This is a genomic window from Tunicatimonas pelagia (assembly GCF_030506325.1).
In the GTDB taxonomy this organism is placed as follows: domain Bacteria; phylum Bacteroidota; class Bacteroidia; order Cytophagales; family Cyclobacteriaceae; genus Tunicatimonas; species Tunicatimonas pelagia.
The window spans coordinates 84,323-97,746 of sequence record NZ_CP120684.1; the positions used below are offsets into that span (position 1 = coordinate 84,323).

At 44.7% G+C, this 13,424-nt stretch carries 14 protein-coding genes; 1 reads left to right on the forward strand and 13 read right to left on the reverse strand.

The genetic code is table 11. The features are described 5' to 3' along the window. The 4 genes from P0M28_RS30810 to P0M28_RS30825 all read right to left on the reverse strand — a co-directional run bounded on the left by P0M28_RS30810 (position 1) and on the right by P0M28_RS30825 (position 2,337). Entirely contained in the window at positions 1-450 is a 450-nt protein-coding gene (locus P0M28_RS30810) for a LexA family protein (RefSeq protein WP_302211042.1), read from the reverse strand. A gap of 219 nt (positions 451-669) precedes the next feature. After that, positions 670-1,044 (reverse strand): response regulator, encoded by a 375-nt coding sequence (locus tag P0M28_RS30815; RefSeq protein ID WP_302211043.1) that lies wholly within the window; start codon positions 1,042-1,044, stop codon positions 670-672. A gap of 101 nt (positions 1,045-1,145) precedes the next feature. Beyond that, positions 1,146-1,397 (reverse strand): hypothetical protein, encoded by a 252-nt coding sequence (locus P0M28_RS30820; protein WP_302211045.1) that lies wholly within the window; start codon positions 1,395-1,397, stop codon positions 1,146-1,148. A 271-nt stretch (positions 1,398-1,668) separates the two neighbouring features. Then, positions 1,669-2,337, reverse strand: a complete 669-nt coding sequence (locus tag P0M28_RS30825) for a hypothetical protein (RefSeq protein WP_302211047.1) — start codon at positions 2,335-2,337, stop codon at positions 1,669-1,671. Positions 2,338-2,849: 512 nt separating this feature from the next. Here P0M28_RS30825 and P0M28_RS30830 point away from each other — a divergent pair. Then, complete coding sequence (locus P0M28_RS30830; RefSeq protein WP_302211048.1) at positions 2,850-4,601, forward strand: hypothetical protein; 1,752 nt, start codon at positions 2,850-2,852, stop codon at positions 4,599-4,601. Between the two features lie 93 nt (positions 4,602-4,694). Here the strand turns inward: P0M28_RS30830 and P0M28_RS30835 are convergent, their stop codons facing one another. The 9 genes from P0M28_RS30835 to P0M28_RS30875 all read right to left on the reverse strand — a co-directional run bounded on the left by P0M28_RS30835 (position 4,695) and on the right by P0M28_RS30875 (position 12,654). Further along, entirely contained in the window at positions 4,695-5,105 is a 411-nt protein-coding gene (locus P0M28_RS30835) for a hypothetical protein (RefSeq protein WP_302211049.1), read from the reverse strand. A 156-nt stretch (positions 5,106-5,261) separates the two neighbouring features. Then, entirely contained in the window at positions 5,262-6,071 is an 810-nt protein-coding gene (locus P0M28_RS30840; RefSeq protein ID WP_302211050.1) for a PRTRC system ThiF family protein, read from the reverse strand. Continuing rightward, positions 6,068-6,805 (reverse strand): hypothetical protein, encoded by a 738-nt coding sequence (locus P0M28_RS30845; protein WP_302211051.1) that lies wholly within the window; start codon positions 6,803-6,805, stop codon positions 6,068-6,070. Before P0M28_RS30845 ends, P0M28_RS30840 begins: the two co-directional genes overlap by 4 nt. Continuing rightward, complete coding sequence (locus P0M28_RS30850) at positions 6,798-7,814, reverse strand: hypothetical protein (protein WP_302211052.1); 1,017 nt, start codon at positions 7,812-7,814, stop codon at positions 6,798-6,800. Before P0M28_RS30850 ends, P0M28_RS30845 begins: the two co-directional genes overlap by 8 nt. Before the next feature lie 34 nt (positions 7,815-7,848). After that, on the reverse strand, positions 7,849-8,052 hold the full coding sequence (locus tag P0M28_RS30855; RefSeq protein ID WP_302211054.1) for a PRTRC system protein C: 204 nt from the start codon (positions 8,050-8,052) through the stop codon (positions 7,849-7,851). Between the two features lie 10 nt (positions 8,053-8,062). Further along, entirely contained in the window at positions 8,063-8,827 is a 765-nt protein-coding gene (locus P0M28_RS30860; RefSeq protein WP_302211055.1) for a PRTRC system protein E, read from the reverse strand. 40 nt (positions 8,828-8,867) lie between these two features. Then, positions 8,868-9,530 carry a hypothetical protein gene (locus P0M28_RS30865; RefSeq protein ID WP_302211056.1) on the reverse strand — a complete coding sequence of 221 codons (663 nt, stop codon included), beginning with the start codon at positions 9,528-9,530 and terminating at the stop codon, positions 8,868-8,870. 369 nt (positions 9,531-9,899) lie between these two features. Further along, on the reverse strand, positions 9,900-11,714 hold the full coding sequence (locus P0M28_RS30870; RefSeq protein ID WP_302211057.1) for a DUF4942 domain-containing protein: 1,815 nt from the start codon (positions 11,712-11,714) through the stop codon (positions 9,900-9,902). A gap of 130 nt (positions 11,715-11,844) precedes the next feature. Next, on the reverse strand, positions 11,845-12,654 hold the full coding sequence (locus P0M28_RS30875) for a DUF3560 domain-containing protein (RefSeq protein ID WP_302211059.1): 810 nt from the start codon (positions 12,652-12,654) through the stop codon (positions 11,845-11,847). Positions 12,655-13,424: the final 770 nt, after the last annotated feature.

Here is a 13,424-nt window from a genome sequence, read left to right on the forward strand (position 1 = left end):
CTATTTACTGTTTAGAAGGTCGCGTACCGTATGCCGAACAACTCCCCAGATGACACTATCTTCTAAAGGCATATATATTTCAGGATAATCCGGATGTTCGGCGCAAAGCACATACTGCTTATTTCCTCGCTCCGTTCGAATGCTTAACCGCTTAACAGTTAGCTCGCCATACACTGAAGCAATGATAATGTACCCGTCCTTAGCAGTGAGACTACGATCGACGACGAGCAAATCCCCATCAAAGATCCCTGCCCCGGTCATGCTATGGCCGGACGCACGGACTAAAAATGTGCTGTCAGGATGTGGGATCAATTCCCGGTTTAGATCGATCGGCTGTTCCTGATGATCCGCAGCTGGAGAAGGAAATCCTGCGGGTATCTGACCACCGTACATGGGTACTGGGCACTCAGTGATAATTCTGGGGAGATAAATGATCGGCTGAACACGCATAGTTTACTTTATTGCACTTTTGAAAGTAAAAGGAGCAATAGTAACAAATTGTTTTCTTTTTTCAAGTATTATATACTTATAATAAGTAGATTATGTAATAATATTGAGCTATTTGTAGTATATGGGTGGATCACAACGTAGCATTCGTGGGAAGTGCAGAGAGCTTCAGGTTGTCGTTGTAATAATATTGCCCTTGCCTGGTAGGCAGGTAACCTACAGCTAGTTAGGATGAGAGGTAAGATAATTGTCTATCGCCTTGTTAAAAGCCGTAGGTGAGATTGGCTTGTATATTAGTTGGATAAGAGCTGAAGACGTAATATCGTCTTCAGTGATAGTTGATCCGGTAATTAGGAACGCTTTGATTGATGAGCCTTCTATTCTCTGTAGAATATCTAAGCCCGAGTAGCCCGGCATATCCAAATCCGTGAAAATCAGATCAATCTTGTCGGGATACTGCTCAATAAAATTCACCGCTTCTTCAGACTTAACTGTTGCTAGGATGACCTCCAGCTGAGGGTGATTTTCTATATAGGCTTTTATCAGATTAACCAGACTAGGCATATCATCGACTACTAAGCACTTTTTCGTATTCATGTCAGCTAAGTTAAGGATTCAGGCTTAACTTGATGTCCACTCAAATGCAGCAGAATCACTAGCGATTACATGAAGGTAGGCAGGATCAATACTCAATTTTCTTATGCTTGACTTTTAATCCAAATTAATTGATTTCTAATCAGGTATATTAATCGTTGCTCTACGCGCCGTTCAGCCTGCTGATAAGAATGCTTTTTCAACAATTGTTGAACCGCTGCTTGTTTTAGTTCTTTGCCAATACCTTCCTTGCGGATCTTCTGAGGGTTTAGCTCATCGTAGATAATCACCCACGGTGCTTGTAAAAGCTCCGTTAGAGTCTCAGCTGCCCGAAAACCGTTGTTCTTACTTTTCATAGCGAGTAACTTTTCCTAAAAACCCAACAGAGAACGCATCACGAAGCCCATTAGCCATACGAATATTCCCATCACAATATAAACATATCCCCTACGATTTGATGCACCAGTGGTAGCACTCCGGAAAAGTAGTGCACAGATTCCAATGACTATGGTGGAGACCGCTAAAAAATCAGCTAATGGGGAGATTGCTTTCACTAGTTCCGTCAAAGTTTGTGCATGATCCGGTAAGTCTTCAACTGGACGATTTGGTGCTTTTTCTGAGGAAGGATCAAAAAATAGAGAAAAAGTTAAGAGAAGAGTTGAAACTGATAACGATATAGTCGCTGGTGTTTTTCTTGGCCGCTTCCCGAATTGAGTTTCGGGCAGAAACATGGCCAATTAGATCGCTTCGCTGCTGTCCGGAAACCGGGCAACTAAAGGTATACGTTGCTGGTGCTCGGAATCCTAATGCCTGTTGAGAAGAACCACGTTTTTTGCTGGGATAGATCGTAACTCGAGCCTCCAGAATGTGTCCAGCATCGGATAAGGTCGCCCGGACGTGCGTATTTGTATAGGTGAGGTCAGTATAAGAGATCTCGTAGCGGTTACCGATTTGTTCTACCCTTGTGTACCAGGGTATTCCCGTCAACAGGCCGCGATTCCCGATTTGAATGTACACACTGAAATCACGTAGATCCGTATTTTTCCGAGGCTTTCCACGTAAATACCGAACCTGACATCTAGGCTCAGGAGGCTGGTAGCAGTCTCGGCCGCTGCACTCTTCATCGGTGCGCGCAGCAATATTCTGAGAGCGTGTTTTGTCAGTAGGTAGCTGTTCTGTTACTGCTGAGGTAATCGGCTGAATAATATCTTCATGATCGCTTTCACAGCCAAAAACACAACAAAGAACAGCGTAGAAGCCTAGCAGGGTAATCGAAGACAATGAGTAATTTTTCATGTTGATGATACGTCTATGAGTGAATTGGAAAATTAGCTAGGGAAACATCGTAGGCGGAGTACCGGAAAAATAACCCTCTCTCAGTCAAAGAGGGTTATTCGTTCAACTACTTCAACCCTAAAACTTACTGTTACTGACTACAGCTACTGGTCAGTAGCTCACTGTCTATCAGCCGCACGGAAACTCTACTCACCCCTTTGTTCCGCAGCCTTCGCTCGATCCTGGTACTAGCCAGTTGATACTTATGTGCGTTAGCGTATAGATAACCTTAAAGCAATATAAATTTTTTCCTCTTTTTTGGATATATGCGGTAGTAAGTCGAAAAATATTGACCATTAATCCATTAGACCAATTTTTCATATCTGCTAAGTACTCTTTTTCTGTTATCACAAACATAAATTTATAGTGTATAATTTCCTAACAACAATAAATATTTTTATAATTGTTTTATAATTGTCTTAATGTTACCATCGCTCACCCCAATATGATTACCCTGATAACTGTTATGTCTTATGAATAAAGTTGCTACTATTCAACAACGCTCGGGCACTTCTGACGATAAGCCGGTTTCCCTCTTCATTGCTACTGATGTGCAGGGACAGCATTATGCTACCAAGGAATTGCACCTAAATGCAGAGAAAACATCTTGGTCAGCCATCTCGAGTACGCAGTATGAGCAGGTTCGAAAGCAGTTACCTTCTCATTCATCGATTTATGAACAGCAGTCAAGTAATCAATATCAATCCATTGGTAAGAGTAATCATCCGGTATTAAAGGCAGCGTATGAAACTGAGCTCTACTTAAGAAACCGAAACCGGTTCTCGGAGCCAACCAAAGAATCCCTGGTAATTCAGCAAACCCTTCACCGGGAATTAACTAAGCCACTCGCCCTCCATACTGATGAAATAAGTAATCCGGTTCAGCCAGTTATGACGCAAGCCCTTCGTCAGGGGCACCGCATTATGCAACAGGATTACTTAAAGGCTATGGATCATGAAAAAAAGGCGAATGAGCAGTATGTACAAAAAACCTCGAATCTTTCTGAGGCTGGTCGTCAATATCACCTATCCTACCACGAACGAAATGAATTCAAGATGCCAGATGGAAATTTTGCATCACACAATATTAAGCGTATTGAACAGGTTTACTCAGCGTTGGCAGAGAATAACCCTGACCAACTGCCAATAAAGGACCAGCGTTCAAAGCGTGAGAAGGTAATTGAATCGGCCTACCAGCGCATGTGGCGGGAGCGTACTTATGTTGCTCCGGAAAAAATACAGGCACTGCTTAAAGACTTACAGCAAGATCCTACCCTAAAGCCGTCTTACTCGGGACTTGATACGAGGGAGCTTCACGAAAAGAAAGGGCGTATAGAGAACATGAACTATCACAAACTACAACCTCACGAACTAACGGAAGGGTATTATCGGGAGCGCAAGGCAGGAGAGAATCACGAAGTGGCTTTGAACAAAGTTGCGGATCACATTACCAAAAAAGTCAGCATCACCACGCAACCAGATTATTACCGTGAACTCGTGGTTGGAAAAAATGACCACTACGAGTTGAGTAAGTCGAATCTTGAATCAGTAAACAATCAATTACAGACGATAGAAAAAATCCATCAATCGGTCGACTACCCAAAAGGGTTACAACAGTTCATCACATCCCGAGACAAACGGTTAGATCGTGCTTTTTCATCCACTGAACAGCTCTCCCCCCCTACCCGATCATCCGTTCCACTCCCTGCTACCTATCAACGCTTAGTAGATAAGATCAGTGAGGATCAGAAAGTACTGAAGCAGAATCAAGTAACAAACCTGGTAAATGAGTACCAAAACAAGGGAAAGGAAGCCTCCGTACAAATTACCTCGTTTGAAAAGTTTAAGGGCGAAATCAGTGGCGAATTCACGAAACTATACGTCGGTACCGACTCGAAAAAGAACCGATATGTTACCCATAACTTAGAATTCAAGCAGCTCAAGGATGATATTACTATTGATCTAGAAAAGACCCAATGGAAGCCTGTGACTGAGAAACAATATAAAACATATCAGCGACAGCTTCATTCCCTAGGCGTAAGCCATCTTCGCACTAATCCCAATCAACAGGTACAAACTGAGTCAGCAGTGGAGACTTCGAGGGATAGCTTAAAAAAAAACTACCCTCAGCTATCGAGTGAAGATGTTAATCGATACCAGGGCATATTAAAACAACGAGCTAGCCAGTCCCCAGTCAAAAGCAATCAGGCTGAGATTGGCTTGTGAAAGGCTCTACTCTATGGAGTAACTATTGACCGATTTAGCGGCCGCCACCTTCAGGTATGCGATGTAGTAAAAAAGGACTCCTACCAGCACACATTAACTATTGCTATCACCAACATTTTTTTCCATACTTCGCTGAACCTGCGGCCGATAAGCTGAAAAATCATAGCCGTCCTCCGTGGTGGGATAGCTATCTAAGATTAGTTGAAAAAGATACGCCGGTGTCACAGCCAATACCTGGGCTAGAATAGCAATCCGCTCCACACTTAGTTTTTTTAACTCCTTCCGTATCCGATACCATCCATCGTAGCGTTTATTCCCGTACCAGTGCTGAAGAATATCTTTGGTTTTGATATTCTTTTTCTCAAGCAGCTCAAAAAGATTATCTACCTGGGTTAACGCACTATCCTGCGTGGTCTTTCGGTAGGTCAACTGACGAACGATTTGTTCCAGCGTATACAATAATTCCTCCTCCGTGAGCTTCGATATGGTATTAATATCAGTCATGGGTATTCATCATCTACTCGGGTAAAGATAGACAATTTACGCGCGAACGTTTACTTATTCAAGGTCACAAGAAGGGGAAAAAAGCAAGGGCTACCCCGCAGCGAACGTTTGAAAGCTTGTCTGCTGGAAGGTGACTTCTATTATCCCCTTGAATTGTCACGAAGCCTTTGCCAGCAGTGTCTTTGTGGGTCTGAGCTTCGCTGATCGGAGCGGAAGGGCATTGGTTTTTCCCGTTTTCAGGTTTACAAAGCTACCCTGAGAGGTTGTATAGCCTTCTTTGAGTAACTGCCATAGTAGTTGCCCCGCTTGCATAGCAATCGCGGTATTGATAAACAAATCCTGCTTACCAATGGCTTCCGCTAACGAACAGGAAGGCTCATTATCTAAGTCAGCCTCTTCAACCATCCCCGGAAACAATTGCAACACATTCGGTAACCTACTCAGGGTTTCGTACTGAGAATCGGGCTGAGTGATCTTCGTCAATGAAGATAGCACCACCTGACCAAAATCACGCATATTTCCGGTGTCTAGCCAATAAAATGATTGGTGGCTTGACTCGTAGTTCGTCACCAGCTTTTTCATCACTGAATAGCACTGCTTACGGGCTTTTACCGAATCTACGCACGTTAAATACACGTTACACCGTTCAGCATTCCCACGATGGAATTTCGCCGGAACAGCTAGCCAATCCGATCCAAAAAAACGATTAATCCGGCTTACTAAGGTAACGGCTTTATTCCCTCCCTCATCTTGAAAGGAGAACAGTTGCCGTGCAATATTGGCTTCGGTCACTGTATCCGGGTCATAGACAATCACCCGTAGTCCCTGTCGCCCCAATGCCTGGAGGCTCAGGTGAATCCGGGCAAGGTGGGTAAGTAGTTGGGAACCCGTCCCTCCTGCCCCAATGAGGGCAACGGAAATAGGCTCTCTGTTTTCTTGTAGGCACTGGGGCAAAAAGTGTATCATGGTCGTAATTGATTGACTCGGTAGGTCGTGGGTAATAAGTGCTTCTTAGGAAATACGCCATCATTTCCACGTAGCGGTTTCCACAGGTCAGCTAAGGGGATTTTTGCCCGATTGTGGTAGCTATCGGTATTAAAGAGCGAATCAAAAAAGATACGCTCCCACTGTTGCATGAACGCTTCGTAGGTGGCTGGCTCTTCTATCCAGCTACGGGCTGAGCCGAGGCATACCTGTCCGTTAGAACTGATGTTGGGAAAGGGGGCTTGAAATAAGGGGGTTCGCTCGGTTACCTGCTTACTTTTAGTGGCAAACACCTGCAATTGCTCGTTATTCACTACCCGAAAAACAAGGTGTGGACAAGGGTAGTGCCCCTCCCCTACCCCGTGCATTCGAAAGGCAAGAGAACGAAATTTAGCAGGAACTTGCCAGACCAATACTTCCGGAGAGTGAGAGAAGTAAATCAGTCGTTGGGGCACCCGTCCGGCAAAGGTTCTTTCGGTTTGCTGCTCCTGCGCTAGTGTCGTCACGATCTCGCTGAGGGTTTCGGGGCGCATGGGTACGCCTTCTCGCAAATGAAACTTCCCCTTACGCTCGTAAAGCTGATGCTGCTCCAGATAATACTGAGGTGTATCTTCGGTATAGGGATAGCCCCAAACCTCCTGCTGAGGAACTAACTGATAGACCATCAGGCAGGAAACGGGCTGATAAACGGAGTGCTGATTGGTATTACTAATCATGGGGAGTCGTGGGGCTAAGTTGTTCAATGGCTTCGTTAATCCCTATTACCATCTGACAGACTCGAAAGGGAAACAGGGGTATTGCCAGCCCCTCACAAAAGTGCGTAATCGCTTGGGAAAACATAATTTCTGGCATATAGGCTTCCTGAACGCAGCAGTCGATGATGTCCGTAATGGTTTGGCTTAGTACAGGTGAGATAACAAACCGATGGGAAGGGGGAATCACTTCGGTTCCATCCCCACACTCGGCGTACTCACCATCGTAATTAGTCAGTGAATCAGACTCTTCTAACAGGCTTGTCCACGTTTGCAGTGCCTGTATCATGGGTTGCTCTTGGGGAGTAGGCACAAAATTTCGCAAGTGCCGTTTCAAGGTGCTAACTCGTTTGACGGAACACTTGCCGATGGCTTGGGATAACGCTTTGGCATCATCAATCATCGCTTGTAGTGGGGCTTCCTCTTCTTCCTCCCATTCTCCCGCTTGAATCTGCTCATCCAGACTGTCCACCGCACTGCCAGTATAGTAGTGCTCATCCCATAGGGAAAGCCCTATCTTTTGGGATAGTGACAGAAATGTGACCAATAGTTTTGTTAGTTGGGGGTAACTCTTTCGCAACTTTTGATAAGGCACTTCAATGAAATAAAAGCAGTGGATGGGGTAATCATGGGTTAATACCAACCGATCAGCGTACAGCGTAAAATCAAACTGCGGATACTGCTGCTGAATCAATGCGATGATTTCCTTCACCCCCTGATGCTTGGCTTTAGATTTGTTTTCAGGGGCAAGCACCGCTATCGCCGTATCTCGGTAGCCCATTTTCTCCGTGATGGCTGCCAGGGCTATTGGGCGAAAGGTCAAACGATGAAGTCCTGTCCTTCGGAGGGAAGTAATTTCCTCCCGGTGGAGGGGGTGCTTAAATCTGCCCTTGCCAGGTAGCGTTGTGTACTCGACCAACGGTTTTGACCATGACGTAGTAGTATCTCGGAAAGGGATTGATAACGTTTCCATAACTGTTTAGAAGTTAATGAGGTGGTAGGCTTATTCATCCTTTTATTCCCACTTTGGTTTTGAACTCAAACTTCTGCTTGTCGTCCTGAATGCCCAGGCGTTGAACCTGAGCATTCGTAAGTTCGGGGTATTGGCTACTATAAAAGTCCATGACCTGCTCAGGACTCATGACTTCCGAAATATCGGGTAAGACGATGCCGTTGAACTTAAATTCGCGGGTGATTTGTATGGTTTCCATTCGTCAGTACTTAAAAGTGAAAATAACTATTGGGGGTGTTCAGCGGACTTTGGGTGGACGGTTCTGATGCCTGTTCCTCCGATTCCTGTTCACTTGGAGGGTTCTCAATAGGAGGCACCGTTACTGCTGGTGCTGGACTTTCCTCTATGATCGGCACCTCGGTGGCCGGCATCCCGGTGGGCTTCGGGTTCGCTTGCTGGTGCTGCTCACTATCATCCTGGGGTTGCTCTGCCTTTGGTGGGTTTCCCGAAGGCTCCTTCTTAGAAAACAAATCCGCTTGGGGATAGATGCCGAACTGCTTTTTCAGGGTATCTAAAAGCTTGTTCGCTTTGGGGTAATCTGGTACCAAATCAACGGCTTGCTGACACGTACTAATGGCATCATTGCCTTTCTTTTGATCGGCGAGGTCTTGGGCAGATTTGAGCAGTTCATCCGCCTTTTTCTTGTTCTTCTCTTTGGCTTCCTTTTCTTTCTTGGCTTTAGCGTTATCGGTTTGTGCTTTCTTTTGGGAGGCTTCAAATTGAGCGAGTTCTACTGCCAGTCCGCTCACTTGAGCAAGGGGCTTGGTGAGTGCGGTGAAAAAGCCTTCGTTCAGTTCTTCGTAGGTGCCTTTCAAGCAGATAGGGGCAATTTGGTCTTTAGTAGCATCGTCTACCTTCATCTTGGGCAGCAAGGTCACCACTACCTGACCGTTTACTTCGGTCAGGGTGATGGTTAGCGTGGTGGCAGGTAAGCAGCCGAGTTGCTGCCAACCTGTAAAAAAATTGGTGTTCATCTAAGTAGGATTTATGTGAATAATGAATATGAGTGAGCCACTAGGCAGAGACTGCGGTGGAAATATTGACAGTAGACTTCTCAGAAGCAGGATGCGTAACAACCGTTTTGGAAGATGCTTTTTCTGAATTAGGCTCAGGGGTATAGAAGTTCAGCGAAGCGATCACCTTTACTGAATCGACCAATGTGCTGCTACGGTATAGGTGACGTTTCTCTTTTGTAAATTCGGCAACCTCTTTTTCTACGGAAGCATCCAGACGTTCTTTGAGTGAGAAGGACAGAATATGGTAGGTATACGACGTTCCATCATTACTACCTGTTTTTTGCTGAAAGTTTACGTCAATGACCGCTTGGGATAATTTAATCTCTTCGTAAAAGAGTTGCGAAAGGAAGCGTTTAAATTCTTCGGCGGAGTGACTATTGAATAACGTGCTTCCAATATTCCCGCTATCGTCTTTGAAGAATGCTTCTATCCAGAGGCTATCTTTACCGAACAACTGACCTTCCATCACTCGGCAAGCAAGGATGTGCAGCGTAGCATTTTGTCCGATGTTCCTACCATTGCGATAGATGGTTCCATCCTTGCAGTTGAAGCGATAATCAAGGGGTTGTCCTGGAATATACTTACTCTTGTTGAGTTCCTGTACAATTGTTTCGGGACGAGTCGTTGTAGGGTTTTGCAAAGGGTTCATTGCGGTGTCCATACATTAAAGATTTAGGTGAATGATGAATTGATTACTCTATGAAGATAGGTAAAAAAGTACTCAAAAACAAGTATAAAATAGGCAAAAAAGTACTATTTTTTTAAGTATATTTTGGTTTTCAGAATTGACCGATTTTTGCTCACATTCCCAGTTGAGAAGAGTTTATTCAGCAGGTGTACGACCCGACTTTTCCTCCTTCTTGTGTCGCCACTCTACTAGGTTAGGAGGGTGGGTTAACACCAGCAACGCTACGTTGCCACCACTGGAGGGAGGGAGTCGTGGCTTATTCGGTATCCGCTAATGATAGCTTTCATCTGAGCTGGGAGTGTATAAATACGGGTACACCTCACGATGTACCCGCAATAGTTACTATAGTAAGCTTAATTGCTCTCCGAGACTCAATTCCTCAGCTAACGGTAGGGATAATTGATCCTGTTGTTTGGTTTCGTTCCAAGTGGTACGTCGGGCTGATTGTTTCTCTGCTTCCGGTAGCCATTGCTTCCCTGCGCAAGCTCGTAGGTTGAATTCATCCCAAAGCCAAGTATCTTTGAACCCTAGGTGAATAGTCCCTTTTTTAAAGAATTTGATATGGAAGAATTCGCTCTCGCAGGTGTTATCAACTTTATCACCGGGTCGAATTTTACCGATCTGCTTGAATGTTTTATCCAGGGTGTCGTACACGTTTTGGCATCGCTCGTAAGGTATCCCTTTCAGGTAGCACATCACCTTGTCAACATCACTGTACTCCGAGTGATGGGAGTAACTGGTGCTGAATGTACTTCCGTATCGTTGGTAGTGATCAGCACTATCATATTCGCCAAATTTGATCCAGTAGGGTAGAATGATCTTACGGTTTACTTTCCATCGATCGTTCGTTTTCCATCCTTCCACATGAAGGCGGTTTTCTTGATGATACGAAGTAAAAATGTCAAACACATTCACCACGGCCCGGTCCAGGATGGTGTAGCGATTCTCAAAGAGCATGGCCACCAGGGAGGCTACGTTTTCCTTGGTAAAATCCATATGGCCTTGATTACGGCTGAAGCTTTCAAAATCTTGTCTGACTTGGTGAGTCATGAATTGATCCATGTTGATCGCATTAAGCACGCACTGCCACATTTCTTGTTTGGTTGCGGCTAGAAAGTAGTTGTATCCTTTTCTGCCTCCCTTCTTTCTGGCTTTCTCAGCGACTTCTTCTGCACTTTTACGTCCTTTAAAAATTCCCTGACTGTAGAATTTCATCTGCTGATAGGCTCTTAGCAGATTCAGGTAGCTTTCCTGAAGCTTTCTCTGTTGCGTAGCCATATTCTCTACCACGTCGCGGGTGGCCACAGTTGATTCCATTGTTTCCTCGGTGAATTGAACATCTTGATTACGAGTTACTGTATCAAAACTGAAATCAAACACACTTTCTTCAGCGTCCTTATGCAGCCGCACGATGCTACACCGAACAGCGGTTTTCCGCTCAGCATCTAAAAATACTTGCCCTAAGTCTTCTACTTCACCGTGCATCTCAATAATCTCTTTTAGATGTTGACGACGCTGGGTATATGGGTTGTTAATTGTCTCACTGTTGAATAGGCATACGATATCACCCTCTTTGAGGATCTGCCAGGCCTTCAATAAATGTTCATCGCCATTACTGAAGGGAGGGTTCATGACAATAAGATCAAAGAAGTAATCCCCTTGGTAGCTTAGAAAGTCCTCTTGGATTAGTTGATAGTCTTTCTGGCGGAGGATGTTCTGTAGTTCCGGATGAACTTCGCAGCAAAAGCACTCTACATCATCGTACCGATCTGTGTTTTCCGTAATAAAGTCCAGTAAGTCCCCCTTACCTGCACTGGGATCAAGGATCGTCTTTCCCTGAAGCCCGGTATACCGCTTGTACCTTGCTCGGGCAAAACGCTCATCGGAGGGACGATATGGTGCGAGCATTTTCTCAATAACTTCCTGGGGGGTGGGATAGAATTCTTTTCCAAACATGATAATAAAATTTAGATGGCACCCGGCTACCGCAGCTGGGTTATGCTTTCCCATCTCGAAATCGCTAGCCAGTGGCAAGGGCTGCCGGAAAAAAATACGCTTTCGGTAGAAAGGAAGATTTTTTTCCGAGCAGGCGAAGCGTACCCTTGCTGCTCGCGCAGCCGATCTTCGTAAATTTGCATCAACCAAGCAGCGGATCATTGCTTATTTACATGGGTGGGTTAGTCACTAAACATGCACATTTGTTTAATAGCTTATCATGTTTCTCCGCTACAGGGTGGGTTTTTAACAGGTTGCTAAGTAAAAAAAAGGGAGCCTAAGCTCCCTAAGGCTATTGTAGCCCTTCGTTGTATAGACGGATGATCCTTTCAGATTGATAGGTCGCCGTGTTGCTCCGATGGCGCTGCCAGCATCCCTGTTGCCTTGACCAGCGAAAGCCATGCTGTTTGAGTTCGGCTCTTACTTCAACGGAAGGCTTGTCCGGAAAGAAGATCTGTAGTCGGTTGTGCTCTACACTGTCTACGATTTTCACATCACCTACTATCTGTTCAGTAGTCTCTTCGCTTTCGGCTTTCTCCAGCTGAGCGATACGTTCGCGGATACGCCGGATGTTAGCGTTATTATTAGACAGCCGCCAGCTCTGAAATCCCCGCTTTTCGTAGCTGTAGGTTGGATTCAGTAATTGGTGGATCGTAGAAGCGTTTAATCCATATTCGTCTGCTAGTTGCTTTGTAATCTCCTCGTCCTTCAATTTCTTAGATCGACAAAGCTTATTAATGGCCTTCAAAGACGATTGATATTCTTCTAAATCTTTAAGACGACACCTCAGTTTCTGAATAGCTTCCGGATCATCACTGTAGATAGTACGATCGTTCTCAATGGTTTGCGCTTTTTGCTCATAGTAGCGAGCTTTGCCATCGTGCTCTATTGACTTTCGCATGTTGTTGTCAATGCGCTTGATATCCGCCCGGTGACCACGCTCAGAGTGATGTCCTACCAGGATCGGTTGTCCCATGGGAATATGCTTACCGATATTTCGAGCGGTTTGATACCGTTCCTGGGACTGCTGCCGGTTTTTATCAGCGAGCTCTTCGTAGCGATCCTTGCGATTTTGACGACGTTCTTCGAAATTAGATTTCATAAGTATATAAGATTTAAGTGAACCTCGACCATTACTCGGCAACCGCCGTGGCCAGGTTATGCCTTGTCTACCCGAGACCGTTAGCCAGAGGCAAGGGCTGCCGGGAAAAAATACACTTTCGATAGAAAGGAAGATTTTTTGTCGAGCAGGCGAAGCATACCCTTGCCACTCGCGAAGTCGGTGCTCGTACCTTTGCGTATACCTGACTCGGTATATATAGAAGTTCTTATTGTAGTTGGCTCTCTCGGAATAACACCTAACTGTTCCTTATAAGTTAGCATGGAAAGTTCACCATTCTCCAGAGCAAAAGAACAAAGCAGAGACAATCTTCGCCTCTACACGATAGGCCTACGCTCGCCTTTAAAAGGCGATCGTACGTCCAAGGTAGGACACTAAGTAATATATCACAACTGAAAATTTCGTCCGTATTGCGCCCACCTTTTATTTATCTTTTAGGTGACTTTCGTAAAGTAGCTTGTACTAAGTGTATAAAGGAACATCTCATCTTATTTTGATTATTCTCCCAAGACTGTGAACAGATAGAGGAGTTTGCCATAAAGGTCTAATGTGCTATCAATTAAAGTATTAACTGTCCGGAATTTCACGGTGCCTCGGTTATCTATTTGTGTGTATAGACCCAGTATAGTGTACAATACCCAACATTGGGCAAATTGAATGAACAAGTGCATTCATTGGGATATTAATGCTAGAAAAAGCTTAATTCAAAGAAGTAAATTATTTATTCATTTTCGAGAAAAAATATAATTATT